General features: G+C 39.0%; 25 protein-coding genes and 1 tRNA gene. 18 read left to right on the top strand and 8 right to left on the bottom strand.

What is annotated here, in order from left to right:
• Position 1: 1 nt before the first annotated feature.
• The 14 genes from traJ (at position 2) to OQX61_RS01985 (ending at position 13,668) form a co-directional block, all read left to right on the top strand.
• Complete coding sequence (gene traJ, locus OQX61_RS02050) at positions 2 to 1,186, top strand: conjugative transposon protein TraJ (protein ID WP_265839980.1); 1,185 nt, start codon at positions 2 to 4, stop codon at positions 1,184 to 1,186.
• A gap of 3 nt (positions 1,187 to 1,189) precedes the next feature.
• Positions 1,190 to 1,801 (top strand): conjugative transposon protein TraK, encoded by a 612-nt coding sequence (gene traK, locus OQX61_RS02045; protein WP_265839979.1) that lies wholly within the window; start codon positions 1,190 to 1,192, stop codon positions 1,799 to 1,801.
• Position 1,802: 1 nt separating this feature from the next.
• Positions 1,803 to 2,024 carry a hypothetical protein gene (locus OQX61_RS02040; RefSeq protein WP_265839978.1) on the top strand — a complete coding sequence of 74 codons (222 nt, stop codon included), beginning with the start codon at positions 1,803 to 1,805 and terminating at the stop codon, positions 2,022 to 2,024.
• Between the two features lie 73 nt (positions 2,025 to 2,097).
• The gene (traM, locus tag OQX61_RS02035; RefSeq protein WP_265839977.1) at positions 2,098 to 3,156 is read left to right on the top strand and encodes a conjugative transposon protein TraM; all 1,059 of its coding nucleotides are present in this window, start codon (positions 2,098 to 2,100) and stop codon (positions 3,154 to 3,156) included.
• Between the two features lie 110 nt (positions 3,157 to 3,266).
• Positions 3,267 to 4,247, top strand: coding sequence for a hypothetical protein (locus OQX61_RS02030; protein ID WP_265839976.1), 981 nt, complete (start codon positions 3,267 to 3,269; stop codon positions 4,245 to 4,247).
• Positions 4,248 to 4,436: 189 nt separating this feature from the next.
• The gene (locus OQX61_RS02025; RefSeq protein ID WP_265839975.1) at positions 4,437 to 5,441 is read left to right on the top strand and encodes a WYL domain-containing protein; all 1,005 of its coding nucleotides are present in this window, start codon (positions 4,437 to 4,439) and stop codon (positions 5,439 to 5,441) included.
• Positions 5,442 to 5,589: 148 nt separating this feature from the next.
• Complete coding sequence (gene hsdR / locus OQX61_RS02020) at positions 5,590 to 8,841, top strand: type I restriction-modification system endonuclease (protein WP_265839973.1); 3,252 nt, start codon at positions 5,590 to 5,592, stop codon at positions 8,839 to 8,841.
• An 81-nt stretch (positions 8,842 to 8,922) separates the two neighbouring features.
• Positions 8,923 to 10,326, top strand: a complete 1,404-nt coding sequence (locus OQX61_RS02015; protein ID WP_265839972.1) for an N-6 DNA methylase — start codon at positions 8,923 to 8,925, stop codon at positions 10,324 to 10,326.
• Entirely contained in the window at positions 10,326 to 11,675 is a 1,350-nt protein-coding gene (locus tag OQX61_RS02010) for a restriction endonuclease subunit S (RefSeq protein WP_265839971.1), read from the top strand. Before OQX61_RS02015 ends, OQX61_RS02010 begins: the two co-directional genes overlap by 1 nt.
• A 129-nt stretch (positions 11,676 to 11,804) precedes the next feature.
• Complete coding sequence (locus tag OQX61_RS02005) at positions 11,805 to 12,455, top strand: DUF4468 domain-containing protein (RefSeq protein WP_265839969.1); 651 nt, start codon at positions 11,805 to 11,807, stop codon at positions 12,453 to 12,455.
• A gap of 263 nt (positions 12,456 to 12,718) precedes the next feature.
• Positions 12,719 to 12,886 (top strand): hypothetical protein, encoded by a 168-nt coding sequence (locus tag OQX61_RS02000; RefSeq protein WP_187666649.1) that lies wholly within the window; start codon positions 12,719 to 12,721, stop codon positions 12,884 to 12,886.
• Between the two features lie 65 nt (positions 12,887 to 12,951).
• Entirely contained in the window at positions 12,952 to 13,215 is a 264-nt protein-coding gene (locus OQX61_RS01995; RefSeq protein WP_265839968.1) for a hypothetical protein, read from the top strand.
• A gap of 2 nt (positions 13,216 to 13,217) precedes the next feature.
• Complete coding sequence (locus tag OQX61_RS01990) at positions 13,218 to 13,409, top strand: hypothetical protein (protein ID WP_265839967.1); 192 nt, start codon at positions 13,218 to 13,220, stop codon at positions 13,407 to 13,409.
• On the top strand, positions 13,396 to 13,668 hold the full coding sequence (locus OQX61_RS01985) for a hypothetical protein (RefSeq protein ID WP_265839966.1): 273 nt from the start codon (positions 13,396 to 13,398) through the stop codon (positions 13,666 to 13,668). Before OQX61_RS01990 ends, OQX61_RS01985 begins: the two co-directional genes overlap by 14 nt.
• A gap of 329 nt (positions 13,669 to 13,997) precedes the next feature.
• Here the strand turns inward: OQX61_RS01985 and OQX61_RS01980 are convergent, their stop codons facing one another.
• Both OQX61_RS01980 and OQX61_RS01975 read right to left on the bottom strand, forming a co-directional pair.
• Positions 13,998 to 15,185 (bottom strand): site-specific integrase, encoded by a 1,188-nt coding sequence (locus OQX61_RS01980; protein WP_265839965.1) that lies wholly within the window; start codon positions 15,183 to 15,185, stop codon positions 13,998 to 14,000.
• 338 nt (positions 15,186 to 15,523) lie between these two features.
• Positions 15,524 to 15,613: transfer RNA gene (locus OQX61_RS01975), tRNA-Ser, on the bottom strand.
• 363 nt (positions 15,614 to 15,976) lie between these two features.
• Between OQX61_RS01975 and OQX61_RS01970 the strand changes: the two genes are divergently transcribed.
• Both OQX61_RS01970 and OQX61_RS01965 read left to right on the top strand, forming a co-directional pair.
• Positions 15,977 to 16,483, top strand: coding sequence for a VOC family protein (locus OQX61_RS01970; RefSeq protein WP_265839964.1), 507 nt, complete (start codon positions 15,977 to 15,979; stop codon positions 16,481 to 16,483).
• A 46-nt stretch (positions 16,484 to 16,529) separates the two neighbouring features.
• Positions 16,530 to 16,925, top strand: a complete 396-nt coding sequence (locus tag OQX61_RS01965) for a DoxX family protein (protein WP_265839963.1) — start codon at positions 16,530 to 16,532, stop codon at positions 16,923 to 16,925.
• Positions 16,926 to 17,016: 91 nt separating this feature from the next.
• Here OQX61_RS01965 and OQX61_RS01960 read toward each other — a convergent pair whose 3' ends face one another.
• From OQX61_RS01960 to OQX61_RS01945, 4 genes are all read right to left on the bottom strand, one after another.
• The gene (locus OQX61_RS01960; protein ID WP_265839961.1) at positions 17,017 to 17,262 is read right to left on the bottom strand and encodes a hypothetical protein; all 246 of its coding nucleotides are present in this window, start codon (positions 17,260 to 17,262) and stop codon (positions 17,017 to 17,019) included.
• Positions 17,263 to 17,518: 256 nt separating this feature from the next.
• The gene (locus OQX61_RS01955) at positions 17,519 to 18,352 is read right to left on the bottom strand and encodes a DUF6266 family protein (RefSeq protein ID WP_265839959.1); all 834 of its coding nucleotides are present in this window, start codon (positions 18,350 to 18,352) and stop codon (positions 17,519 to 17,521) included.
• Positions 18,353 to 19,002: 650 nt separating this feature from the next.
• The gene (locus OQX61_RS01950; RefSeq protein ID WP_265839958.1) at positions 19,003 to 19,182 is read right to left on the bottom strand and encodes a hypothetical protein; all 180 of its coding nucleotides are present in this window, start codon (positions 19,180 to 19,182) and stop codon (positions 19,003 to 19,005) included.
• 115 nt (positions 19,183 to 19,297) lie between these two features.
• On the bottom strand, positions 19,298 to 19,660 hold the full coding sequence (locus OQX61_RS01945) for a DUF1622 domain-containing protein (protein WP_265839957.1): 363 nt from the start codon (positions 19,658 to 19,660) through the stop codon (positions 19,298 to 19,300).
• Positions 19,661 to 20,030: 370 nt separating this feature from the next.
• Between OQX61_RS01945 and OQX61_RS01940 the strand changes: the two genes are divergently transcribed.
• Entirely contained in the window at positions 20,031 to 23,189 is a 3,159-nt protein-coding gene (locus OQX61_RS01940) for a sugar-binding domain-containing protein (protein ID WP_265839956.1), read from the top strand.
• Positions 23,190 to 23,355: 166 nt separating this feature from the next.
• Positions 23,356 to 24,198 carry an OmpA family protein gene (locus tag OQX61_RS01935; RefSeq protein WP_265839955.1) on the top strand — a complete coding sequence of 281 codons (843 nt, stop codon included), beginning with the start codon at positions 23,356 to 23,358 and terminating at the stop codon, positions 24,196 to 24,198.
• A 74-nt stretch (positions 24,199 to 24,272) separates the two neighbouring features.
• Here the strand turns inward: OQX61_RS01935 and OQX61_RS01930 are convergent, their stop codons facing one another.
• Positions 24,273 to 25,115 carry a VOC family protein gene (locus tag OQX61_RS01930; RefSeq protein ID WP_265839954.1) on the bottom strand — a complete coding sequence of 281 codons (843 nt, stop codon included), beginning with the start codon at positions 25,113 to 25,115 and terminating at the stop codon, positions 24,273 to 24,275.
• 114 nt (positions 25,116 to 25,229) lie between these two features.
• Positions 25,230 to 26,081: an ROK family protein gene (locus tag OQX61_RS01925; protein ID WP_265839953.1), complete on the bottom strand. Its 852-nt coding sequence runs from the start codon at positions 26,079 to 26,081 to the stop codon at positions 25,230 to 25,232.
• Positions 26,082 to 26,100: the final 19 nt, after the last annotated feature.

Raw genomic sequence — 26,100 nt, 5'->3', positions numbered from 1 at the left:
CATGAAATGTAAATTTTTAATGGCCACATTAACGGTGGTTATGGTCATGTTTATGCCCGGTATTTCTCAGGCACAAGGGCTAGCGGGGCAGATTGGAGGTTTGCAGTCGGTGCTGGAAAAGGTATATGCAGAAATGCTGCCCCTTTGTTCTGGGCTGATTGCTGCTGGTCGTGCAATCGCCGGGTTTGGGGCCCTATGGTACATTGCAAGTAGGGTATGGCGTCAGATGGCGTCGGCAGAAGCGATTGATTTTTATCCTTTATTACGGCCCTTTGCTCTTGGGCTGACCATCGTGCTTTTCCCTGTAGTAATAGCAGTTTTTAATGGAGTGCTTGGGTTAAGTGTTTCGGCGACGGCAAGTATGGTTAAAGATTCAGATCAGGCGATCAAAGCGCTCTTGGATCAAAAGGAACTGGAGCTGAAAAAGTCGGTAAAGTATAAGCTCTATGTAGGAGAGGATGGGAGCGGAAACCGAGAGCAGTGGTATAAATATACCCATCCAAAGAATGCACCTGAGGATGAGGGATGGTTGGATGGGATCGGAAATGATATCAGGTTTTGGGCGGACCGTCAGGATTATAAGATGAGACATTCTTTTAAACAGTTTATGTCGGAAGTTTTACAAGTAGTCTATCAGTCTGCTGCTTTGTGCATCAATACCTTAAGGACATTTTTCTTGATTGTACTGGCTATCCTGGGGCCACTTGTATTGGGTTTTTCGGTCTATGATGGGTTGCAACATACGCTAACCGTTTGGATTGCACGGTACATCAACATCTTTTTATGGCTTCCGATTGCCAATATCTTCGGTACGATCCTAGGCAAGATTCAGCAGCAAATGATCCGTTTGGATATTTCTGAGGTGGCCCAGCAGGGAGATACTTTTTTTAGTAGTACCGATATCGCTTATTTAATTTTTATGATTATTGGAATAGTGGGGTACTTCTGTGTACCTACAGTGGCGAATTATGTGGTGCATGCTGGTGGCGGGAATTCAATGTTAAGCAAGGTCAATACGATGGTCAGTGTTGGCGCTGGCGCTGTTGCAGGAGCGACGTCAGGGGCAGGTATGGGAATGATGCAGGATGCTTTGGGGGATGGGAAATCTTCCACTTCTCAGGGTATGGCGACAGCTATGGGTAATGATTATTTCAAAGACAAATTATCTGGTAATTCTAAAACTTAAAGGATGTTTACACAATTTAAAAACATTGATACGGCTTTTAGCCATATCAAAAGGTTCAGTGTTTTTTTGATGATGTTTTGCGTAGGGCTTTCTGGATTTGCGATTTATAAAAGCTATGAAGGGATCAAAGCAGCGGAGAACAGGATTTATATTCTGGCCAATGGAAAAGCAATAGAGGCTTTTGCAGCTGAACGTAAAGACAACATAGGGGTAGAAATTCGGGATCATGTAAAAATGTTCCACCATTATTTTTTCACCCTGGATCCAGATGAAAAGGTGATCCAGCGAAACATTGCTGGGGCTTTGAATCTGGCTGATCAGAGTGCCAAAAAGGCTTATGATAACCTGAAAGAGCAGGGGTTTTACAGCAATTTAATAGCCGGTAATATTTCCCAGGAAATCCAGATAGACAGCACACAGCTGGACTTAAACCAATATCCTTTTTACTTCCGATGTTATGCCACACAGAAATTGATTCGTTCGAGCTCTACAGTACTTCGAAAGCTCGTCACCCAAGGTTATTTGCGTAATGTATCCCGTTCAGACAATAATCCCCATGGCTTCTTGATCTTGAAATGGGAAACGATTTCAAACCAGGACCTAATTAAACCTTAAGATGAAACGAGCTTTTAAAAATAGGAATCTTGGCGGCTTAGCTAACCCTCTGGCTCACCGAATCGCCCTGTGGGTGCTTCGCCGGCAAAGACGCTTGGCCGATTGGTTGAATGAAAAAGCGGAAAATTTAGAGATAAGAACTAAGCGATTACTGTTGGTGCTGTTTTGCGGTGTTTTTGGTAGTTACCTGCTGTATTTGCTGTTTTCAGCCTTTCTAAATTAATAGACCGTCGCTTCGCTCTTGCTGGGAGAAACAATTTAAATGAAATAGAATAATGACCTGATAAGATAAAACTATGATGACTAAAAGATCAAAAGACAAACGAAAAGTATTGTTGTTACTTCCGCTATTGGTACTGCCTTTTTTAGCCTTGGCATTTTATGCGATGGGTGGAGGTAGAAATCATAAGGAGAAAGGCCAGCAGCTGGCTGCAAAAGGAATCAATACGAATTTGCCGAATGCAAGCTTTAAAAAAACTGAACCAGTAGATAAAATGGGGTATTATGCACAGTTAGATCGGGACAGTTCTGTAAGTGACGGCAATAGGTTGGGAGTGATGACTCATCGCTTAGGATTTGGGGAGGTTAAACAGGAGGACCCTGCCGAGCAAATCAATTTAAAATTGGAGGCTTTGAATCGGGAACTGGAAAAAACAGAGAAATTACCCGCTGAACAGGTTAAATCTGTTCAGCAATCCAGCCAAACTACTTCCATCAAAAATGATGTAGATCGGCTGGAAGGGCTGATGAGGACCATGCAGGAAAATAAAGCCGAAGATCCGGAGATGCATCAACTCAATGGGATGCTGCAAAGCATTTTGGATATTCAGCACCCTGAACTGGTGCAGCAGCGATATAAAGAAAAGCTTGTTTCCAGTCCTGATAGTTTGTTTAGGGCAATTCCTGCGGAAATTGTAGATCAGCAAAAGGTGGTTCAGGGGGCGACGATTAAACTTCGGATTTTAGATTCGATTACCTTAAATCATCAAAATATAGCCAAAGGGCATTTTATTTTTGGCACTTGCCGGATTATCAATCAACGGCTCCTGCTGGATATCAAAAATATACGTGTAGGGACTTCTATTATCCCAGTGGATTTGTCTGTCTATGCATTGGATGGAATGCCAGGAATCTATGCTCCCGGGGCCATGATTACCGAGAGCTTGAACGGAGGGATAGATAATGCCGCTCGAGGTATGGGCTTGTCAGGCTTTGATCAGAGTTTAACTACACAGGTGGCTGGAGTTGGGCTGGATGCCGCTAAATCACTGCTGAGTAAGAAAGTCAGACGGATTAAGGTGAAACTGAAGGCAGGTCAACGCGTACTACTAAAAAATAATAAACCTGAAAAATGATTGCCTGTAGCGTATGTGAGTTTTCTTGGGCTTACTCCAAAAGGCCAGACTCATAACAGCTCATAGAGAAAATAAATTCAATAATATCAAATTTTAAAACGGTTAAGCGTATGAATTTAAATAATTTGGAAGCCCTAAAACTGGAAATGAAAGCTTTGGGATTTGGAGATAAAATAACCACTTTGATGGAAGAACAAATGAGGAATAATATACCAAATTTCGCGCTGGATGAGCGTTTCCTGGGTGGGAAAGGACAAGTGAATTTGACTTTGTATTTTAAACAGTCTAGTAATAGTGAATATTATTACATGAACCGATTTGAGGCTTACCTTCATAAGGGGACTCCTTTGGAACAAGGGCAAAAGTATCTATTGATTACTAAAGATGCTGATGGAAGAAATCAGTTTAAAAAGTTGGAAAATATGGTCGAGGCCATCACTTTGTTTAAGCGCCATACGGGTAATTGTGAACTGGCTATCGGCAAGGATGTAGCTCACAAAACACCCCTGGTGATGATGGAAGAGGGTAAGGTGAATTATCTGACCAAAGATTTTCAGCAGACTTTTTATGCGCCACCAATTCCTCAGACCTTTTGGGTAGATCATGGAAAGGGTTATACCGCTGAACAGGCGGTAAATTTGATGCAGGGGAGAGCAGTTTATCGGGATGACCTGCTGAGCAGGGATGGCCATCAGTATAAAGCCTGGATGATATTAGATATAGGTAAACCAAGGGATAGGTACAATAACTTTACGACGCGGCAGTTCATGGATCCGAATTATGGGTTTGATTTGAAGAGGTCTTTAAATGAGTTTAAGATTAAAGACCTGGAGGATCCAAAAAAGGTAGAGAATTTGGAGCTTTCTTTAAGGCACGGCAATCGACCCATTGTGACAGTAGAAAAGGGCGGTGAGCAGGTGAAGGTATTTGTGGAAACGGCAGTGCGTTATGGCAAAATCAATTTCTTTGATTTGGATGGTAAGACGGTGAAACAAGGGGAGCTGCTAAAGGCGCCAGCATTAAATCAGGGGTTGGCCAAAGTAAAAAGGATTGGAAAGGGAGTTGAAGAAGGAATGGGGATCGAGAGGTAAAGAGTTGGTTCGAAGCCAGGACCTGCGACATTTAAGAGGTTGTATCATCGGTGAAAAGATGATCAACCTCTTTTGTTTTACTGAGATTAGTAGGAGCCATTAGATGAAATTTGATAAGCGAAGAGGCTAAACAGCTAATTAGTATTTCTCGGTATTGATGTTTAGATTTAGGCCGTTTAAACACAATTTATGGCAACAAACAAACATGCACAGATTCGTTATATCGCTTTAGATAAATGCTTCAGTAATTTCGGGCGTAAATTTTATATAGAGGATTTGATCATCGCTTGTAATGAAGCTATTTATGATTTTACGGGAAAGCATGAAGGGGTGAAAAAACGCCAGATATATGAGGATATGAAATATATGGAAAGTGCTCAGGGCTGGCATATTGAACTTGAACGACTTAAAGAAGGAAGAAAAACATATCATCGTTACGCAGATAAAAGTTATTCCATTAATAAAAGTCCATTAAGTACAATAGAGGTGAATCAGATTAATGAGGTTTTACTAACGCTGTCACGATTTAAAGGAATGCCTCAATTTGAATGGATTGATGATATCGCCAGCCGTTTGGAAAGCATCAGTAAAATTGATGAAAATAAAATTATTGACTTTGAGCAGAACCAGTTTTTAAAAGGTTTAGAATTCATCACCCCACTGTTTAATGCGATTTATTATAAAAGAGTGCTTAGGGTTCAATATCAGTCTTTTAAAGATGAAAAAATAGTTACTCATATTATACACCCTTACTATTTAAAACAATATAATTTACGCTGGTTCCTATTTGGTCTCAATTCTGTGAGTAAGTATGTAAACAATTTAGCCCTAGACAGAATAGTTAGTTTAACAGAAATTCCTGAAATATTTGAGCAGAACAAGGCTATAGATTTTAATGAATATTTTGATGATGTAATTGGTGTAACGATACCCAATGATAAAACGATTGAAACTATTCAGATTTTAGTTCTTCATAATCTTTGGCCTTATATTAAAACAAAACCTATACACGGCTCACAGAAAAAAGTTGAAGAGAACGATCAAGGTGTATATATTGAGCTTCAAGTGATTCCAAACTATGAACTTATTGCTTCATTATTAGCCTACGGCGAAAACATAATCATCATATCTCCTGAAAGCTTTAGGCTTAACTTTCTTAAAAAAATCCATGCAATGGAAAAAAATTATGGTTAACGGTGCATAATCACTGCACATTAGTTACCCACATTTGTTAAACCTTACAGTTTTTTGTCGTTATTTATGGTTGTTTGTATAATTAAAAATGTTTTTGCTTATTAGAGCAGTTTCTTTTGATCAAAAATAGTAAAGCGCTTTCCGTTAAATGATAACATCTAATTTTAATTTTCTCGAAGAAGAATTTCCCTTACTATTTAACTTAGGGCTGTCTGCAGAGTATAATTTGCACCCAGATCCAGTTACTTGTTTAATGAAGTTGCGTCAGTTTGCTGAGCAGCTCACGATACTAATCTACGAGGCTGTAGGACTGGAATTCCCTGAAATGAACACTTTTCATCTTCAGGTTAAGAAGTTAACAGCCGAAGGGGTGCTACCGTCAAATATCAGTGATTTCATTGCTACAATTCGAAAAAAAGGAAATGAAGCTGTTCATGGTGTAGACGGTACATTTGATGAGGCTAAAGCAGTCCTGTTCTCTTCATTCAAATTGGGAAAGTGGTTTTATGAAGCTTATTCGGTAAAGAATAGAGATTTATCTAGTTTAAAATTTCATTTGCCTGAAAATACCGATAGTCGTTTGGCTCTTGCAAAATTAGAACAAGAGCACGTCGCATTACAAGGTAAACTTGATGCCCTAATAAAAGAAAGAGAAGTTGGTAACATTAGTCTACAACGGCAAAAAGAGATTGCTATTAGGACTGCCAAAGCAACCAGCAGGATGGAAATGTCCGAAGCAGAGACCCGAGAATTGATTGATTTGCAACTTCGTCAGGCAGGCTGGGAGGCAGATACCCCAAATCTCAATTTTAAGTTGAAAAGAACTATGCCTAAAAAAGGCAAAAACATGGCTATTGCAGAATGGAAATGTGGATCATTATGGGCTGATTATGCACTCTTTATTGACGACAAGCTTGTTGGGTTAATTGAGGCAAAGAAGCACATTAAAAATGTAATGGCCGACTTAGGTCAGGCTATGAAATATAGCAAAGAGGTATCGCCTATAGACGGTATTAACATGGTTACACATAATAATTGTGAAGTATATCGTGTTCCCTTTATGTTTTCTACCAATGGAAGACCATACCTGGAGCAAATGAAAGAGTTATCCGGAATTTGGTATTGGGATGCGCGACATAAAAAAAATAGACAAAAACCCCTCGTTGCCTGGTTCAGTCCTCGGAATCTTAGTGATAAACTGGTCTTTGATGAGCTAGAAGGTGCAAAAAAACTTGAACGGACAGGTTATGAATTGCTTTCTGATCCCAAAGGATTAAATCTGCGGGAGTACCAAATAGAAGCGATCAAAGCGGTTGAGGATCATATTCTAAACCATCCGGAACAACCGAGAGCATTATTGGCAATGGCTACGGGTACAGGTAAAACCCGTACTATGATTGGGATGTGTTATCGACTGATTGACGCCAAACGATTTAAACGTATTCTTTTCCTTGTGGATAGGCGTATGCTCGGCTCCCAAGCCTCCGATGCATTTAAAGAAGTGAAGATTGAGGGGTTACAGACTTTTGCTCAGATCTATGATCTTAAAGATCTGGAGTCGGCAGTGACCGATCTTGATACCAAAATTCATTTTGCGACTGTTCAAAGCATGGTTAAACGCATTTCGCTTTCAGATAATCCACCTGGAATAGGGGATTATGATTGTATTGTTGTTGATGAAGCGCATCGTGGATATATCCTTGATAGGGAGATGGAGGAAGAGGAAATGGTGTTAAGAGATCAGCTCGATTTCCAAAGTAAATACAGAATGGTCTTGGATTATTTTGATGCTTATCGAATTGGGCTAACAGCGACGCCAGCTATTCATACTGCTGAGATATTTGGTGATCCGATATATACCTATTCTTATAGAAGAGCAGTTGTTGAGGGGTATCTTGTAGATTTTGAACCACCAAAGGTTTTTAAAACTCGTTTGTCAGAAGGGGGCATAATTTGGGAAGCTGGTGATCCGATTCATATTTATGATCCTGAAGAAAATGCAATTGTAGAAACAGGTATCACACCTGATGAGATCAAAGTGGAAATTCAAGGTTTTAATAAAAGGGTGATCAATGAGAGTTTTAACAGAACGGTACTAAGGGAACTCATCGAAAATCAGGGTATTGATCCTGAAGACAGAAAGAAGACCCTAATTTTTGCGGCAACGGATCGTCATGCCGACGAGATCATCCGAATCATGTATGAGGAATATGAAAACCTTGGAGAGACTGTAGACGCAGAAGCCATTTTGAAAATCACTGGTGTGGTTTACGATCGGGATATGTTGTTGAAAAGATTCAAAAATGAGCAATATCCGAGTATTGTTGTTACAGTGGATTTGTTAACTACGGGTATTGATGTGCCAAGTATTTCTAATCTCGTTTTTCTTAGAAGGGTTAATTCCAGGATACTTTATGATCAGATGATTGGACGCGCTACACGCCGCTGTGATGAAATTGACAAAGAAGTATTTAAAATATACGATTGCGTGGGGGTAACTGAAATCATGGCTAAAGAAGATGTAATGAAGCCCGTCGCTCCTCTAGTGGAGAAGTCATTTGCTCAATTGTCCGAGGAAGCTGCAATTATTAAAGATGAGTACATGCAACAGCTCAAGCTGGATCGCATTATTGCTAAATTGCAAAGAAAACTTCATTCTTTAGATGATGAACAACAAGCTTATATTTATGAGCTGGCTGGAAAAGATGATATCCAAGATTTAATTCATCACTTAAAAGGCTTGACCGAAGTAAGTGCTTTAAGTTCTGAAATGGAGGCTTTAAAACCTTTATGGGATTATCTTGATGCACAGAATGCTTCGAAAGGTCAAAAAAGAAGCTTACTTTTTAGCGCACACCAGGATATGCTATCTGATGTTTATCATGCTTACAGTAAAAATTTAAAACCTAAAGATTACATAGAATCATTTAATCAATATATCAAATCCAACATTAATGAAATTGCTGCGCTTAAGCTCATTTGTACCAAACCAAGTAACTTAACTAGAAAAGAGTTAAAATCACTTCAGTTCCTATTGGATGAAAAAGGATATACAGGTACACGATTAAATACAGCCTATAAAGATGTGACACAACAGGATATAGTGGCTGATATTATTGCGCATGTGCGTACTGCGGCACTTGGAAGCGCGTTGATAAGTCACAATGGTCGCATTGGAAAGGCGATGGATAAAATCCGTTCCGCTCATCAATGGAGTAGTATACAATTGAAATGGCTAAAGAATATTGAAGATCAGTTGCTAAAGGAAACCATCATCAATATTGAAGATTTGGAAAAACCACCTTTTAGCAACGAGGGAGGAATTAAGCGGCTAGATAAGGTATTTAAAGGTGAAACTTCATCAATTTTAGCGGAAATAAATGGATATTTGTACGCTTAGTACAATCGATTAGCGTTACTGGATCAAGTTCAGGTAGTTAGCGCCAATACAAATTATTTATAGAAAAAGTAAGAATACAAAATGGCTTTAGGTACACAAGAAATAGTTAATAAACTCTGGAATCTATGTAATGTTCTCCGTGATGATGGGATCACTTATCACCAATACTTAAATGAACTTACCTATATCCTGTTTCTTAAAATGGCGGAAGAAACAGGGACGGAGAGCGACCTTCCGGAAGGTTACCGATGGGCAGATTTGAGTGGAAAAGAAGGAATGGAGTTAGCCAAATTCTATCGGGAGCTTTTATTACACTTAGGTACTGAAGGAAAAGGAAAAGTCCTTGAAATTTACAACAATGCGCAAACCAATATATCTGAACCAGCCAACCTTCGCAAGATTGTTAAATATATTGACGAACTAGACTGGTATGAAGCCCGTGAAGAGGGATTAGGAGAGATGTATGAAGGCCTGTTAGAAAAGAATGCTTCAGAAAAGAAAAGTGGTGCTGGACAATATTTTACGCCCAGGCCATTAATTAATGTGATGGTACGTTTATTAGATCCTAAAGTAGGAGAGCGGTTAAACGACCCAGCCTGTGGCACCTATGGCTTTATGATTGCTGCTCATCACTATGTAACACAACATAATCCTCCATTTACTTTAACGGAGAAACAAAACGATTTCCTGATTAATCAACAATACAGTGGTTGTGAGTTGGTTGGCGATACGCATCGTTTAGCCTTAATGAATGCCTTTTTGCATGGTTTAAAGGGTAATATTACACTTGGCGATTCATTAAGTAGTCTGGGGGAAAATGTTAAAAACATGGATGTAGTATTGGCTAATCCACCTTTTGGTACAAAAAAAGGGGGGGAGCGGCCAACTCGTACTGACCTGGTATATCCTACCAGCAATAAGCAACTTAATTTTTTACAGGGCATATACAGAAGTTTACATACACGTGGAGGGGCCAGAGCAGCGGTTGTATTACCGGATAATGTGTTGTTCGAAGATGGTGACGGACAAAAAATCCGTAGAGACTTAATGGAGAAATGCAATTTGCATACAGTATTGAGATTACCTACAGGTATTTTTTATGCGGCTGGCGTAAAAACTAATGTTTTGTTTTTTGAACGTGGTAAAACAGATAAGGGTAATACCAAAGAAGTTTGGTTTTACGATATGCGGACCAATATGCCTGCCTTTGGTAAAAGGACACCTTTTACGGAAGCTCATTTTGAAAACTTTGAAGCTGCCTATAATGCTGAACACCGTACTTTAGTTATTGATGAGCGTTTTAATAGGTTATCAATCGAAGATATTCTTAAGAAAAATGCTACGCTAGATTTGGGATTAATTGCGGATGATAATTTAACTAAAAGTGAAGATCTTGGAAGTCCTTTAGATATTGCAAAGCAAGCTCTATCTGAATTGAAGAGCATAACGGAGGAATTGAATAAAATTATTGAGGAGCTAGGGTGATGGGGGAGAAGGAATTACCAGAGGGGTGGATAAGTACGTCTTTAAAAAATGTAGTCGTCACTAAAAAAGGCAAAAAGCCTAAAATATTAAGTGATATCGAATTTAAAAATTCTGTTCCTTATCTTGATATAAAAGCATTAGAGAAAAATGAAATTAGACAGTATGCTGATGTTGAAAGTTCTAATTTACTAGAGACTAGTGATATTGCTATCCTTTGGGATGGTGCTCGCAGTGGTTGGGTCTCAAAAGGTAAAGAAGGAGCAATTGGCTCTACTTTAGCTGGATTAAAGCCAATACTGGTTAATACGAATTATATTTTTTACTTTTTAAAGTCTAAATTTGATTTGTTAAATACTAACACAAGAGGGAGTGGAATTCCCCATGTTGACCCAGCAGTACTTTGGAATCTCGAATTTTTATTACCACCCCTTGCCGAGCAAAACCGTATTGTAGGAAAATTAGATAAGCTCTTTGTAAGTATAGAGGTTGTTAGAACAAAATTGGATACTATACCTCAATTGCTTAAGAATTTTAGACAAGCGGTGTTGAGTCAGGCAGTAACTGGAAAATTAACAGAGAAGTCGCGTGGCTCGGATTCAATATCTTATGTTGCCCCAATTTCAATTGGTGAAATATGCGACCTAAAACCAGAAGGGTGGGGGTGGAAGAAAATCCTTGATTTAGCAAAACTAGAATCTGGTCATACACCTAGAAAAAGTTTAGATGAATATTGGGTCAAAGGAGAAGTGCCTTGGATTTCTTTGCAAGATATTAGAATGGCTCATGGGAAAATGATTAACAGCACTAAATATATGCCAAATGAACTTGGTATTAAAAATTCAAGTGCTAGACTACTCCCAGCTGGAACGGTTTGTTTTTGTAGAGATATTTCTGTAGGTTATACTACAATAATGGGACGGAGCATGGCAACTTCGCAGCATTTTGCTAATTGGATTTGTGGAGATTTATTGTATAACAGGTATCTATTGTATGCTTTTATGGCTGCTAAAGATAGTTTGATTGCGTCAGGTACCGGAACGACTGTTGGGACAATATACATGCCCGCTTTAAAAGAAATGAGAATATTATTACCTCCTTTTGAAGAACAACAAGAAATCGTTTCTCGAGTAGAAGTTCTTTTTGCAAAAGCCGATTTGATAGAAGAACAATATCAAGTATTAAAGGGTCAAATAGATGTTTTACCACAAAGCATCTTGTCTAAAGCTTTTAGAGGAGAGTTGGTTGCTCAAAATCCTAATGATGAGCCTGCAAGTGAATTACTGGAACGTATAAAGGAAACACAAAGCTTAGGTAAAAAAGTAATAAGATTAACTCAAGTTGTTGCATAACAGCTTGAGTTAATTCATTATTTTAATTTCAGAAATTGGTTTTTCGATAAATGATTTTCGTTGTAAACATATCTGTGCAGTTCTACTGCATAGATATGTTTTAATATTGTACTACAAACAATATTAAATATGAAAACATCAAAATTACCTCTTTTATTAATTTTATTAGGTTTATTCTCAAACCTAAATGTACTTGCTCAGGATGCCATTACCTGGAGCACTCAACGTAATGGGGCTAAAGTTGCCGATACGGTGGCTTTGGAAGATTATCTACCAGTAAAAGATAATGCGGTTTATGTAGAAGCAGTTTTAGATCTGCCTGGTACCACAAGGCAGGAATTGTTCTCTCGAGCGAAGCTAGCTATTCAGAAAACCTTTACCAGCAATAAAATAGGTACTTCAAATTACGATGCCGAATCCGGAATCTGCAGTGTTAATAATTTCTACGATATTTCTGATATGACGGCTTTTAGTGCTTTAGCAACTTCAAATCCGGTTACAGATAAATACTATTTTAATGCATTGCTCTCTGTAATTGTAAAAGATGGCAAGTATAAAATTAAAATGGAGATACCTCAATATGCTTATGGAAAGGAAAGTAGGTATAAATCTTATACTGATTTCCAGTCGCAAAGTATGCCCATTTCAAATATTGCAAATAAACGTCAAAATGGCAAACGCCAGCGTATGCGGGTTCTTAAAACCTTAAATGATAAAATGTTATTGACTTTCAATTTTGTGAAAACGGAAATGGAAAAGAAACTGGATAACGATTTTTAGTCTTTATTTAAGCTTTGTTAGTAATACTAATGAATGTTGAAAACTTGCAAATAAATCTAAATAAAAACTAAGTATTTTAGTAATAATAAAAAGCCAAGTCACTTAGTTGAGAAAATGGTGACTTGACTCTAAATCAGAAAGTTAAATTACTTCTCGAATTCGCACTTCAAAAGTAATTATTCCTGCGTGATTTCCAAATTTTCTCGGAGGGTTAATGTGTTCCTGCCCTGTTTCAACCAGGAGAACTAACTTATATGTATAATATGAGACAACCAATTGGTACAACTGCAAGTACAGGACAATCATGCCCTGAAAGTGGTGTATGGAGGGTTGTAGGTTCACCTACAACTACCGCACCAATTGCCAAAGGAAATACAATGCCTCCTTATGGTGGCAAGGGTGTTACTTGGCGATTAGAAGTTTACGCTTAAATTAACGGGGGAGAGGAGCGAGAGCTCGCTCTCCCTTATTAAATGGAACAATTAAAGAAATTGAGATGAAGGATAATTATAGTATGAATGTAAGCTTGCAGTGTGTTACTTGTGGAAACACTGGAGCGTTTGATTTTAATGAGGATAAAACGTACGTAAAGTGTACAGCTTGTAATCGTGAATATTTAAATGGTTACGCTGAACTTGTAGAATTAAATCAGGAAAATATTAATAATGTATTGGAGGAAAAGAAGAGTGAGATTGCTCAGGATTTTAAAAATGATATCCTTAAAGCCTTTAAAGGGAATAAATATATTAAAATCAAATAAAAATGGACTGGAGTTTAATTATTTCTATTGCAGCTTTATGTTTTTCAGCAATTACTTATGTTGCTCATGATCGGAGAATAAAAAAACAGGAAGGTTTAATTAATGCTTATCAATTAGAAAAAATTGATGCTGAAAAGATAGAACAAAAGAAGGCCTTTGTAAAGGCAAATTTGATAAAGGGTGATAAAGGGTGATAAAGGGAATAGAATAATCAAGATATTTAATTCAGGTAAATCTGCCGCAAGAAATATTCGTTTTGAAATTCTATCTAAAGATCAGAATTTTTGGTTTTTAAATCAAGATATTTTTCCATTCGAGCTTTTAAACCCTCAAGAAAGTACTGAATTAATAATGAGTACTTCTATTGGATCGCCAGATAAAGTAAAAATTCAGTTTATTTGGGAGGATGATAGTAGTTTGAGTAATAAATACGAACAAGTACTTACGCTGTAGTTTTACTTGAGCTCTATTGAGGAGGAAATGAACCTTTCACTTGATATGAAAAATATCCTTGATCTGATCCTGATGTTTCAGAGTGCTACACACCGGGTGAATTTGAGTATAACTATGTTTTTTTTGGTTTAATTGGCTGGTAATAAGTTGCTTTGACTAAAGTGAAAATGATGAAACTTAGAAAGTAGATATGTCTGTTTAAGAATAATTATGGTAATCTATTAAAATAGTAAAGCGGGAAGGATCTCCGACCATTCCCGCTTCATCTAAATTAACGCTCTCATAAATAAAGACGTTAATTAGGTCTAGATATTGTGTTACCCGATAAATTAAGTTATTGAATACTTCTTTTTAAGCGCAGCCATATCAGCGCCAACTTTAATGTCCAATATTTTGGCGTAATGTTGCGTGGTTTGGATATTGGTGTGTCCCAGCATTTTTGAAACGCTTTCTATAGGAATCCCATTCAATAATGTAATTGTTGTGGCAAATGTATGTCTTGCAATATGGAAAGTGATCAGTTTCTGTATGCCACAGAGGTTCGCAATCTCCTTTAAATAAGTGTTCATCTTCTGGTTACTTGATACAGGCAGTAGCATTCCTTTATTTAAGCACATCCGATTATTCTGATACTGATTTAAGAGGGTAGAGGCTGCAGGTAATAAAGGAATTCGGGAAGGCACATTAGTTTTTTGCCTTTTAATAGAGATCCATTCTTCACCATCAATGCCAGTTACAATATCACCTTTTTTTAAATTCTTAACATCCACATAGGCAAGGCCAGTATAACAACAGAATAAAAATACATCCCTTACTTGCGTTAATCTTTCAGAGGCCAGTTGCTTAATGGCTATCTGGTTTATTTCTTCTTCATTAAGGTAAACCCGATCAACCTTTTTAATCTTGTTTTTGTAGTTTTGAAATGGATCGGTTGCCAGCAATCCATTAGAAAGACAAATACGAATAATCTTGCCGAAGTTTTTCAAGTATTTTACTACAGAATTATTGGCACATTTTCGGACAGATCGTAAGTAAAAATCGTATTCAGTTATGAAAGCGTGGTTAACTTTTCTAATGTCTATATCACTGATGTTGTATTTCCATTGTAAAAATGCTATAGTATGATTTAAAGAGGTCCTGTAACGCTCTGCAGTGCCTTTAGAGAACTCGGACCCTACCAAGGCATCCATCTTGTAGTTATGATCTTTAAATACGTCAATTAAGGTGCGTTGCTTTTCTGCTTTTCCTTGAAATTGATCTCGAAGTTGCTTGGCAGTTATGAGATCATTCTTCTCGGTTAATTGCCGATGCGCTTCAAATACTTTGTTTTGCAAGTTGTCCAGATAGGCGTTAAAGGATTTCATTCCTTCCTTTTTACCATTGCCTCGGCCAGAAATTGCATTCCATTGCGATGGTTCACAACTTCGGCCAGTGGTAACTTCTGAACGACTACCATTCACAGTAATGCGAAGATAAATAGGAGCGACGCCATTTTGATAATTTTTTGGTTTCTTCATGTAGAAGAGTAAGCTGAAATTGGTTTTCATAATGATAAACATTAAAATAAACAACCCGAGCCCGATTTTCGGGCTAGAGCTGCATCGCAGATAAAGTAATAAGAATCAACGATGCAAATTTAGCCTTGCAGCGATTAGAAATCAAGATGTTTAGTGTGGCAACCTGTTTAATGTCAGGTTTTTATATGCTATTCGGTGAGTCATTTCAATTTTCCAAATGACTCACCGAATCACTCACCTATAGGATGTGAATTCGTGCATATTTTGGAATACCAATAAAAACAAAAAAGCCTGCTATCGTATGATTTGCAGGCTTTTTGTTGGTTTTGATACCATTTTGGCGGAGAGTGGGGGATTCGAACCCGCGGACCCTTTGACAAGTCAACAGTTTTCAAGACTGCCGCAATCGACCACTCTGCCAACTCTCCGCCGCAAAAGTACAAATCTTAACTGGTTTTCCAAATTTAGATGTAAATATTTCTATCTTTTTTTCATAATCACGGTTAAAGTGGTGATAAGGCCTGTTTAAGGCGTTTTTTTAATCACAACGAATCACAGTAAATCACGAAAATCATCCGGTTTCCAAACTGTTTTATGAAAATCTCTTCTGTTTTAAACGCGTATTTTTCCTTCGCGGAGCGCAAACGCGTGTTTTCTTACCCGGATCAAAGAGAAAGAGTAAAAAAATGGCTGTCCTGTTTGCCCCCTGATTATGTCATTTATGCACTAGTTTAAATCGCCTTTTACATTATAAATTTGAATAGGTAATATTTAACTTAATACTGAATGCCATGAAAAATAGCGTAATCAATCAAAGGATAACTGCAAACTTATGGTTTGACAGGAACGCGGAAGAAGCGGTGAATTTCTACACTTCTATATTTAAAAATTCGACTATTAAAGGAATCACCTATTATACTGATGAAGGGTTCGACATCCACCAAATGCCTGAAGGTACAGTGATGACCATCGTGTTTGAATTGGACGGTCAGGAGTTTTTAGCCCTGAATGGAGGGCCAGTATTCAAATTTAATGAAGCAGTTTCATTCGTTGTCAATTGCTCAGATCAGGAAGAAATCGACTATTACTGGGAAAAGCTCGGTGCTGGTGGTGATCCAAAAGCTCAAATGTGCGGCTGGCTAAAAGACCAGTTTGGACTTTCCTGGCAAATCGTTCCTACAATCCTGTCCGAACTGATCGCGAATAAAGACCAGGAAAAAACCAGCAGGGTAATGGCGGCAGTAATGCAAATGAAAAAGATTGATGTCAGTGTGTTAGAAAAAGCATTTGCTAATTAAAAACATAGTAAAACAAATACTAAACCAATAAAAACCAAATAAACTGATGAAAAAAAACAAGATTATCTTCTGGACGGCAACCATCCTTATCTTCTTATTTGAAGGCGTTATGCCGGCATTTACTTCTCAAACGGAGGTGGCTAAGGAAGGGATCCGGCATTTAGGATACCCGGAGTACTTCGGTATCGCACTCACTGTTTTTAAAATAGTGGGCGCAATTATTCTGATTATCCCTCAGGCACCTAAACGTGTCAGGGAATGGGCATACGCCGGCTTTGGCTTTGATTTTATTTTTGCCTCCATCAGCCATTTGGCAGTGGATGGCTTCGGAATGGAAGCGGTATTCCCATGGATAATATTTCTGATTCTGGCGGTTTCTTATGTATACTATCATAAGGTTTATGACGGAGAATCTAGTTTTAAATTGGCAGGAACCTATTAAAAATACAGAAACCTTGTTAAACGAATAAAGCCAGGCATATGCCGGGCTTATTCGTTTTTGATTGCTACGCTTTAATAAAAAGCGCGCTATATTATTTCTTGTTGTTTTCCAGATAAGTCTCTAAAATGCTCTTTAGATAAAGCTCAGGCTTAGGCATGATGATCACTGTGCCAGGCTCTTTATCTTGCGAATGCTTAATGTAATTCGCTTTGATCTTTCCCCAGTCTTTTGAATAAAGCTGAACAAACATATCTACAAATTCTTTATCAGTATACTCTTTTGGAAGCTTACTTAATACAACTTCTATTTTCTCTTCTTTTCTATGTAATACTGCCATGGTAATTTCTTGATAATTTCTGTGTCAAAGCTATGAAACTAATTTGAGTTAAGGCATATGATTCTTCATGATAAGTTCATCAAAAAATGCTTTTCGGCCTAAAACAGTCTTTTGGGCAAAAAATGACTGTTCAATTCAACTCATAAGAATCAATACCTGATTAAATTTGGACATGGTTTTACAATAACCGATCAATAAGTGGATGCTTTTGCATTTTGATTTCCAATATAAAAGGGAATATGGACTAATTTCCGACTTAGCCAGGCTTTCCGGGTAAGTGTTCCAGTTGGTTTTTGAGGACCTTATATTCTTTCTCTAAATATTTAAATGCTTTAGTATTTGGTTTGCAATTGAAATTCTCTTTCAACTGACCTAAATAGCTGTCTGATACCTGATCAAACCTTGTTTTTACCTGCTGGTACTTCTCTTGTTCCTGTCCTTCTGCTGCACTTTTGCCTACTCCATTCAAATTACCCAGATAAACACTGTCGGACACCTTTTCGCCATCCGCAGAAATAAATGAAATATAGGGTTCTAACTGTTGATTCAGGACGTTCTCATGCATCGGAATAAAGCATTTTCCTTCGGATCTTCTGGCGATATTCAGATACTCCTCATCTTTTCCGGTTTCCGGGCAACAAATCATGACCATCACGCTATCGTTGTGTGCTAAGTCCGCATAATCTTTTGGATCCCAGGTGATTTCCAATCCGCCGGCTAACTTATTGATTTTTAAATCAGCAGTTTCAGGCATTATACCCCGGCTTAACTTCACCTTGCTGTAATCGATGCTGATATTGGGGTATTCACCGGTTAAAGCCTGTTTTTTATGGTAGGAAGTGGCTAAATTATGTGCGTTATGAACCGTTCCTCTGGCCTGTAAACCGTAACCGAGTTTAATAAAACCGCCCATTCTTTTAAGCAGTTTGGTGGTGACGGCCATTTCCTGATAATTGGCCAGTTGAAGCGTACTAGGTTTCCCTTTTCTGCCGATTAAGCGTACTATAGGCTGCCCGTTGAGCATATAAAAAACAAGATTGCCTACTTTTCCGTTGAGGTGGCCCTGTGGGCCGTTTGAAGCTTTTGCCATGTTAGAGAGGTTAAGGGTTTGAGGTTGAGCGCAGTACTGTTTGGTATGATTAGTATGAAGATAGTGATAATGTTCGGGTTATCCGGCTAATGAGCTCATAATTATTAAGATACTAAAAGAAAGTTCTAAGCTGTTATTAAGGGCTTTGATGGGGCTATAGGCTGGACTAGGCCCTATCAACCTCCAATAAAAGTCGGCTAAAGATCCAATCAATTATATCGTCATTATAACCTTACCTGCTCCGGATCAATAAAGAAGCTTGAGGGGAACCTTAGGTAAGTCCGGCAGGAATAACAGTTGAGTGGGGAATTCCGGGATTAAACGTTAGTCCGATGGTTTTTTCTGGAATCAGGCTAATCACCTGGACTGGCTTAGCATTGATATTTCTGGAATTACAGGAGGAAAGTGGTTAGAAATTGTGTAATGTTTGCATTGATGTGTTTGGAATTGCGATCGTACGCTGGTTACGAATTGCGTGATGATTCCAATGATTTTTCTGGAATTCGAATAGAAGGCAGGATACGGGTATAACAGCAGGTGGTATAAGAATTAAAGCAGAAAACGGACCTGAATAACGCTGGAAATCAAAACTAAAAATCCCCGATATAAAGGTTTATCCGGGGAATTATAACAGCACAGATCTACCGGGCTTATTTGTTTTTTGCCGCTGATTTTTCTGGGTGTAGAAACTTATCTGCTTCGGCTCTCAATTCGTCTAACCGATGGTTCACAAGTTCCGTCTTTTTTTTTAGCTCAGCAGTATGCGCTGCCAGATTTCTGGTAATCTCGGCACTGCTTTGTGTGGTGTCTTGTTTATTTGATTGATCCATGACTATTGGCATTAATACTTAAATATACTAGAAAAATTAATTGTAGATATTAAAAGTAGATTAAATTTTTCTACTTAAACCAAATAGGTTTAAGGTGGTTTTCCAGTTTGTAATTTTATTTGTTTACCGGCTCATTTACGCTTTTCTTATCGGTTTTCAGGTCGTCGATTTCTTTGTTCAGGAAATAGGATAAGCCCGTTCTGATGACCACGGTGCCCCCTAAAATACCTAAATCCTGGAACGAAGGATTAACGATAGTATCTATAATATCCGAAGCAATTAAAAATTCGAGACCCAGCAATAAATAATAGCCAACCTCAATTTTAATTTGAACGGTCCTGTGTAAAGAAAACCCTTTCCCCAAACGGTTTAATTCATTCTTTAAAAAATGGAAAAGACCAATTGCTGCACCATAACAGATGATGCCGATGCTGATATAACTGATGATATGTGAGGTATAAATTAATATCTCATGCATAGCCGGTTATGGTGTAAAGCGTTATTAGTCAATCCCCTTTTAATACAGGAAGTTACGAAACTTTTATCATATTTTGGAATCCTTTTTGATATCTTTTCTGATTTTGTAATCCTGAGGAAGTATTCCCATATTTTTGCTAAATATTCTTGAAAAATAGTAAGAATCATCAATTCCTAAAGCTGCGGAAATCTCCTTAAAGTGCAGGGTTGCCAGCTGTATACACTGACTATCTTTTTATTGGCAAAGAGCCAATCATAAGATAGTCCATTAAAACAAAGATTCTATCCATTTAAGATTGCCTTGATTAATTTATGTTTGTGTTGCTTAGCTGAGGAACAAAACTCAACAAAGGACACAAATTTTAAATGCAATGAAAATTAGATTTTTAGCGGTTATATCGGTTCTGGTTATATTTATAAATAAAGGATTTGCTCAGGATCAAATATCCCTGGCAGGAACCTGGAACTTTCAACTCGACAAAGCCAGTCAAGGCGAAAAAGACAAATGGTTTGATCAGGAATTAAAAGAAACGATTGCGCTTCCGGGCACTACAGACCAGGCGAAAAAAGGAACGAAAACAGAAGGCGCAGATTATGGGATTCTATCCAGAGCCTATAAATATGTTGGACCAGCATGGTACAACAAGACCATCAATATCCCCGCATCCTGGAAAAATAAAGAGATTTCCCTGTTCCTGGAAAGAGTGATGTGGGAGTCTAAAGTATGGGTAGATGGGCGGTTAATGACCACACAGGATGGTCTTGGGGTTCCACACCTGCATACTTTAGGGAAATTGACACCTGGAAAACACAAGCTAAGTATCCGAATTAATAACGATCTGATTCATAATATCGGTGATAAAGGGCATGCCTATACCGAATACACACAAAGTATCTGGAATGGTGCAGTTGGAAAGCTCGAATTGCGTGCAGCAGCAAGTACAGCTATCGAAGATTTACAAGTATATCCGGATGCGGATAAAAGACAACTGAAACTAGAACTGGCGGTAAAAAATCCGGTTAAGATGAAACTGAATTACCGGATCATAGACCTGCAAACAAATAAAACCGTTTTCAGCAAGGCAGGGTCTTTGTCGGCGGCCGCTTCACAAACTCAAGTGTTACAGCTGGATTTCCCGGTAAAATTATGGGATGAATTTACGCCAAATCGCTACCAGATCTCTGTGAAACTAGAAAACAAAAATGATAAATCGGTAGATTTTGGTTTTAGGAGTATCGGACATAGCAAGTCCAAAGTATTGATCAATAATGCCCCGGTCTTTATGCGCGGTAATCTGGATTGCGTACATTTTCCACTCACCGGATATCCTTCCACCGATGTCAAAGACTGGGAGCGTATATTTAAAGTCTACAAATCTTACGGCTTAAACCATGTGCGTTTTCACTCCTGGTGCCCACCGGAAGCTGCTTTCGAGGCCGCAGATAAATTGGGGATTTACATACAGGCGGAAGCCATCTGGATCGATTGGTGGATGACTGAACCGCCAAAAGACAGACAGGATATGCTCACTAAGGGACTCCCTCAGGGCTTAGGAAAAAATCCTTCTGCGGATAAATACACCCAAAACGAGCTGCAGCGTATGTTGGATGCTTATGGGAATCACCCCTCATTTACCATGATGTGTATCGGAAATGAGCTCGGAAATTCCGATTTCAACGTAATGGAAAAATGGATCGAAAAGTTGAAAGGGAAAGACAACAGAAGGTTATATGCGGTATCTACGGCCAGAAAAATTATGCCGGTAGACGATTATTCTGCCACCCATAATATTCCGGGGGTTGGTGGTACTTACGGATTGCAAGGTGCAAGAAGTGATTATGACCTGGAGAAAAATTATTCGAAGAGTAACATTCCGATTTTCGCGCATGAAGTAGGGCAATTTCCAGTGTATCCGCTATGGTCGGAGATTGATAAATATACGGGCGTATTAAAAGCAAGAAATCTGGAAGAGTGCAGGGCATCAGCCATTGCAAACGGACTGGAAAATAAAGATGTTGCTTTTCATCAGGCCAGTGGTGCCGTTCAAAAGATCCTTTACAAGAGCTTAATTGAAAACTTTTACCGTACACCTTCCAGTGGAGGGTTCCAGCTATTGAGCATGCAGGATTATCAGGGTCAGGGAGAGGCTTTGGTAGGTTGGCTTGATGCTTTTTATGAAGATAAAGGAACGACAGATACCAGCTATTTTAAGCAATATAACAATGAGGTAGTGCCGCTGGCGAGGATAAAGAAATTTGTATGGGAAAATACGGAGACTTTTACCGCTGCGCTGGAAGTCGCAAATTATGGAAGGGGAGACCTGAATACGGGCTTAGACTGGAAAATTATAGGAGAAAATCAGGAAGTATTGGGAGCAGGAAAGCTAAATAAAACCCTGATCAAAAGAGGGGAAGTGAAAAACTTTGGAGCCATAGAAATGGCCATGGATCGGATTACTCAGTCGGCAAAAGTAAAACTGGTAGTTTCGCTGCCAGGTACCGGTTTCCGAAACGAATGGGACCTCTGGGTTTATAGCCCTGCAAAAAATGATACGGCAAATAAGGTGCAGAATGTATTAGAAACGGCTGTGCTGGATGAAAATGCGATGAAAGCATTGGAAAATGGTAAAACTGTACTCCTTTACGCAGCAAAACTGGGGAATGCTGAAGTGTCCAGACCCTTGTTCTTTACGCCGCTGTTTTGGTCGAATGTTTTCTTCCCCGGACAGGAAAACACCACCCTTGGTGCTTTGATCAATGATAAACACCCCGCTTTAAAAGATTTTCCAACAGGATCATTCAGCGATTGGCAATGGGAAAGTATCAGTAAAGGAAGGTCATTTAAAATGAAAGCATGGCCGGCAAATCTGGAACCTATTGTACAACCAATCAGTGATTTTCACCTGAATGAAAAACTGGCGGCAATTTTTGAATGTAAAGTAGGCAAGGGAAAACTTCTGATCTGTGGTTATGACATCGCTACGCCGAAAAACCCGGTCGCAAAACAATTGAAATACAGCTTACTTAAATATATGAATACGCAGGATTTTAATCCTGAAACGAGAGTTGACACCGCCTTGTTAAAGAAAACTTTTCCTTTCATCAAAGAAGCCGCATCGGGAGTGCCAGCCGCTTTTGAAAATGCTTTAGTCTATGTGAAAACAGGGGATAAGTCGCCGGTATTGAAACGCAATACGAAGTATCAAATGAAAGGTGAAGAAGGTATTTGGGAATGGGATGGGAAATCTGCCTGGTACGGTAAAAACCTGGAAATTACAATAAACCCACCACAAGGGGTAATAGGAGAGCTATACCTACATTTCGAAGATTGGAATAATGAATCCAGATCGGCGAAAATATGGATTGATGGCAGGGAATTCATGACTGGTACGCTTGATAAAAAGGGGAAATGGATCAAGCTGTTTGTGATGAGGGAAGATACCAACGATGGAAAACTCGGCATAAAAATTGAGTCTATGTCTGGCAGTAACGCAATGGTGAGTGAAGTGGTATTTGTAGAACAGAAATAGTTTCGTTTCAAATGAAATTGCTTTGCTGCAAAATGAAATTTTATGCTGCAACTTTAAATAATTTTGTTGCTAATTGGAATAGTTCTTAGCACAATTTTGTTTAAATTGCTTATAATAACTAAACCCATAAAGCGTTTGAGTGTTGTTGTACCAGATTTAAAAGATTATGAGAGTACCCATTTTACCGTCTTTATTAATTGCGGTCGCTTTATTAGGCCAGGGTTGTGTGAGCAATAAAAAATTTGCAGACCTGCAATCCAGCTACACACAATTACAAGAGAAAAATCAGGGTGTAAATCAGGAACTTGCCAGTTCTAATACCCGCGTGAAAAGTTTGGAAGAGCAAATCGCTGCACAACGCGAAAATGTGAAAGCCTTACAGATCGCATTGAATAAATGTTTAAATTCAAGTAGCCAGGGAAATACGAATATTTCCAAACTGGTGGACGAGATTAACGTAGCTAATAAGTATATCCAACATTTGGTGAACACTAAGAACACCAGTGATTCCCTGAATCTGGTATTAACTACCAATCTGACCCGTTCTTTGAGCAGGGAAGAAATGAGTGATGTAGATATTAAAGTATTAAAAGGTGTGGTTTACATTTCCCTTTCAGATCAGATGCTATACAAATCAGGTAGCTATGAAATTTCTGATCAGGCAGGTGCAACTTTAAGCAAAATCGCCAAAATCATTAAAGATTACCAGAGTTATGATGTGTTGATTGAAGGAAATACGGACAATGTGCCTATTTCGCAAGTTAACATCCGCAACAACTGGGATTTAAGTACACTTAGAGCGTCTTCTGTAGTTCAGTCTTTACAGAACAACTACGGCGTGATTCCTAAAAGGCTAACCGCTGCCGGAAGAGGGGAGTATAACCCGATTGCCAGCAATGATACCGAAGCCGGAAGATCGAAAAACAGACGTACAGAAATCATCATTACCCCTAAACTAGATCAGTTTATGGAATTGATTGGAAAAGCCCCGGAACCAGTAAAAGAATAAGTTATATAACGCCCTGTTCACCTTAAAAGATGTTCAGGGCGTTATTGTTTTAATTCAGCACCTTATCTGGAATTTCAGGCGTTTTCCAGTTCTTCAATAATCAGTTTTTTCATGCCCATCATGACTTGCATAGCCCGCTGACCCCGTTCCGGATCGCTAATCAGTTTTACTATTGATTTAGGAATGATCTGCCAGCAGATACCAAACTGATCGGTACACCAACCACAGGCTACTTCAAAACCACCGTTCGAAGTCAACTGCGTCCAGTAACTGTCAATTTCTTCCTGTGTTTCACAGGCTACCACCAATGATATTCCGTCATTAAAGCCGAAATCATGTTCTGCGGAACTGTCCATCGCCATTAAGGTATAGCCGTTCAGCTTAAACTGCGCATGTTTTACAAAATCGGTCCGGTCGCCTTCGCCTTCCGCGTATTTCAGGATACCCTGGATCTCAGAATTCGGAAATACAGAGGTGTAAAAATTGATGGCCGTTTCAGCCTGGCCAGCTTTATCACGGGTAAACATTAAGGTCGGGCAAAACTTCTGCGTCGCATCGTCTTTTGTTCCGGTATACAATTGCCAGGAAACCCCGAATTTGTCCTGAATCCAGCCGTATTTCGGACTCCATGGATAACTATCCAATGGCATCATAATCTTTCCGCCATCTTGTAATTTATTCCAGTATTTTTCAGTCTCTTCCGCATTTACGCACATCACCATAAAGGAAATGGCTGGATTTGGATCAGTAGCAGGACCTTCATTGAGCAGTAAGAATGTTTGTCCGCTCAGTTCAATTTGCACCACAAAAGGGTTGGTCGTGCCGATTTTACCCTCCTCAAAGGTTTTGGTATAAAATTCGGCCGCTTCGGTGATTTTCCCCCTGATGGTTAAGCATGGATAAATGAAGTTTTTCATGTGATTTTAGCTTTACGGTTTTATATAAACTAAGTTACCGAAAGTTCAGGAAGCACAGGTAGGGAAGAGCGGACATTTAAAGGGGGAAATTGCGACAGCATCACGGCAATACCTTTATTCTTTCTGATTGAAGTATAATGCGGCGGCACCAAGGATGGCAATATTGTCAATCTCTGAATTTGCAATCCCGATGTTTTTAATCACAGGCTGATAAGGGAAATCTTGTAATTGTGCCCATAATGTAGACTGAAAAAATGGAAAGGCTTTACTTACGGAACCACCCAACACGATCATTTCCGGATCTACGGAATAGAGTATTGTCTTAATCAGCCAGCTGAGGTGTTTCCCATATTCCTGGAATATTTGTAAGGCCGAGGGATCTCCTGAGGCAGCTCTTTTGGAAAGTTCTTCACCGGAGATTTGATGGAAATGACTAAAGAAATTACCGCTGCAATAGAATTCGTAATTGTGATCCAGATAAGGGATCATACCGAACTCGCCCGCACCGCAATTGCGTCCTTCATAAAGTTTCCCATCGCAGAGGAGGCCGGCAGCAACGCCAGTGCCGAGAATCAAGCCGGTTAGGTTATTCTTTCCTTTGCCCTTGCCGTAATGCCACTCTCCGGCAGCAAAGCAATTGGCGTCATTGTTCATCAGGACGGGAACATGGAAACGTTGTTCCAGAATGGATTTTAGTGGAACGGCCTTCCAGGAAGGGATGTTTTGTACGTCGTACACAATACCTGTTTTGGTATCCAGAATACCCGGAACCCCGATTCCAATGGCTTCCACTTCAGGACTCATCACCCTGCTGATGGAATTGATGACCTGTTCGATGACAATATCTTCATCACTTTTGGATTGAATCCGATCGCTGTCGGTTTTAATAATCTCTTGCCCGCTTACCAGTCCCGAGCGCACATTAGTGCCTCCAAGATCTACGCCAATTAGTGTTTTATTATTCATTTTTGCATTTTGTTAGGGA

The organism is Pedobacter sp. PLR (assembly GCF_026239675.1).
Classification (GTDB): Bacteria; Bacteroidota; Bacteroidia; order Sphingobacteriales; family Sphingobacteriaceae; genus Pedobacter.
This window is presented reverse-complemented; position numbering and strand designations above follow the sequence as displayed.

Bases quoted from the DNA above. Each gene is read 5' to 3' on its own strand.
- traJ (WP_265839980.1), top strand. From the start codon at position 2: ATGAAATGTAAATTTTTAATGGCCACATTAACGGTGGTTATGGTCATG.
- traK (WP_265839979.1), top strand. From the start codon at position 1,190: ATGTTTACACAATTTAAAAACATTGATACGGCTTTTAGCCATATCAAA.
- OQX61_RS02040 (WP_265839978.1), top strand. From the start codon at position 1,803: ATGAAACGAGCTTTTAAAAATAGGAATCTTGGCGGCTTAGCTAACCCT.
- traM (WP_265839977.1), top strand. From the start codon at position 2,098: ATGATGACTAAAAGATCAAAAGACAAACGAAAAGTATTGTTGTTACTT.
- OQX61_RS02030 (WP_265839976.1), top strand. From the start codon at position 3,267: ATGAATTTAAATAATTTGGAAGCCCTAAAACTGGAAATGAAAGCTTTG.
- OQX61_RS02025 (WP_265839975.1), top strand. From the start codon at position 4,437: ATGGCAACAAACAAACATGCACAGATTCGTTATATCGCTTTAGATAAA.
- hsdR (WP_265839973.1), top strand. From the start codon at position 5,590: ATGATAACATCTAATTTTAATTTTCTCGAAGAAGAATTTCCCTTACTA.
- OQX61_RS02015 (WP_265839972.1), top strand. From the start codon at position 8,923: ATGGCTTTAGGTACACAAGAAATAGTTAATAAACTCTGGAATCTATGT.
- OQX61_RS02010 (WP_265839971.1), top strand. From the start codon at position 10,326: ATGGGGGAGAAGGAATTACCAGAGGGGTGGATAAGTACGTCTTTAAAA.
- OQX61_RS02005 (WP_265839969.1), top strand. From the start codon at position 11,805: ATGAAAACATCAAAATTACCTCTTTTATTAATTTTATTAGGTTTATTC.
- OQX61_RS02000 (WP_187666649.1), top strand. From the start codon at position 12,719: ATGAGACAACCAATTGGTACAACTGCAAGTACAGGACAATCATGCCCT.
- OQX61_RS01995 (WP_265839968.1), top strand. From the start codon at position 12,952: ATGAAGGATAATTATAGTATGAATGTAAGCTTGCAGTGTGTTACTTGT.
- OQX61_RS01990 (WP_265839967.1), top strand. From the start codon at position 13,218: ATGGACTGGAGTTTAATTATTTCTATTGCAGCTTTATGTTTTTCAGCA.
- OQX61_RS01980 (WP_265839965.1), bottom strand. From the start codon at position 15,185: ATGAAGAAACCAAAAAATTATCAAAATGGCGTCGCTCCTATTTATCTT.
- OQX61_RS01970 (WP_265839964.1), top strand. From the start codon at position 15,977: ATGAAAAATAGCGTAATCAATCAAAGGATAACTGCAAACTTATGGTTT.
- OQX61_RS01965 (WP_265839963.1), top strand. From the start codon at position 16,530: ATGAAAAAAAACAAGATTATCTTCTGGACGGCAACCATCCTTATCTTC.
- OQX61_RS01960 (WP_265839961.1), bottom strand. From the start codon at position 17,262: ATGGCAGTATTACATAGAAAAGAAGAGAAAATAGAAGTTGTATTAAGT.
- OQX61_RS01955 (WP_265839959.1), bottom strand. From the start codon at position 18,352: ATGGCAAAAGCTTCAAACGGCCCACAGGGCCACCTCAACGGAAAAGTA.
- OQX61_RS01950 (WP_265839958.1), bottom strand. From the start codon at position 19,182: ATGGATCAATCAAATAAACAAGACACCACACAAAGCAGTGCCGAGATT.
- OQX61_RS01945 (WP_265839957.1), bottom strand. From the start codon at position 19,660: ATGCATGAGATATTAATTTATACCTCACATATCATCAGTTATATCAGC.
- OQX61_RS01940 (WP_265839956.1), top strand. From the start codon at position 20,031: ATGAAAATTAGATTTTTAGCGGTTATATCGGTTCTGGTTATATTTATA.
- OQX61_RS01935 (WP_265839955.1), top strand. From the start codon at position 23,356: ATGAGAGTACCCATTTTACCGTCTTTATTAATTGCGGTCGCTTTATTA.
- OQX61_RS01930 (WP_265839954.1), bottom strand. From the start codon at position 25,115: ATGAAAAACTTCATTTATCCATGCTTAACCATCAGGGGGAAAATCACC.
- OQX61_RS01925 (WP_265839953.1), bottom strand. From the start codon at position 26,081: ATGAATAATAAAACACTAATTGGCGTAGATCTTGGAGGCACTAATGTG.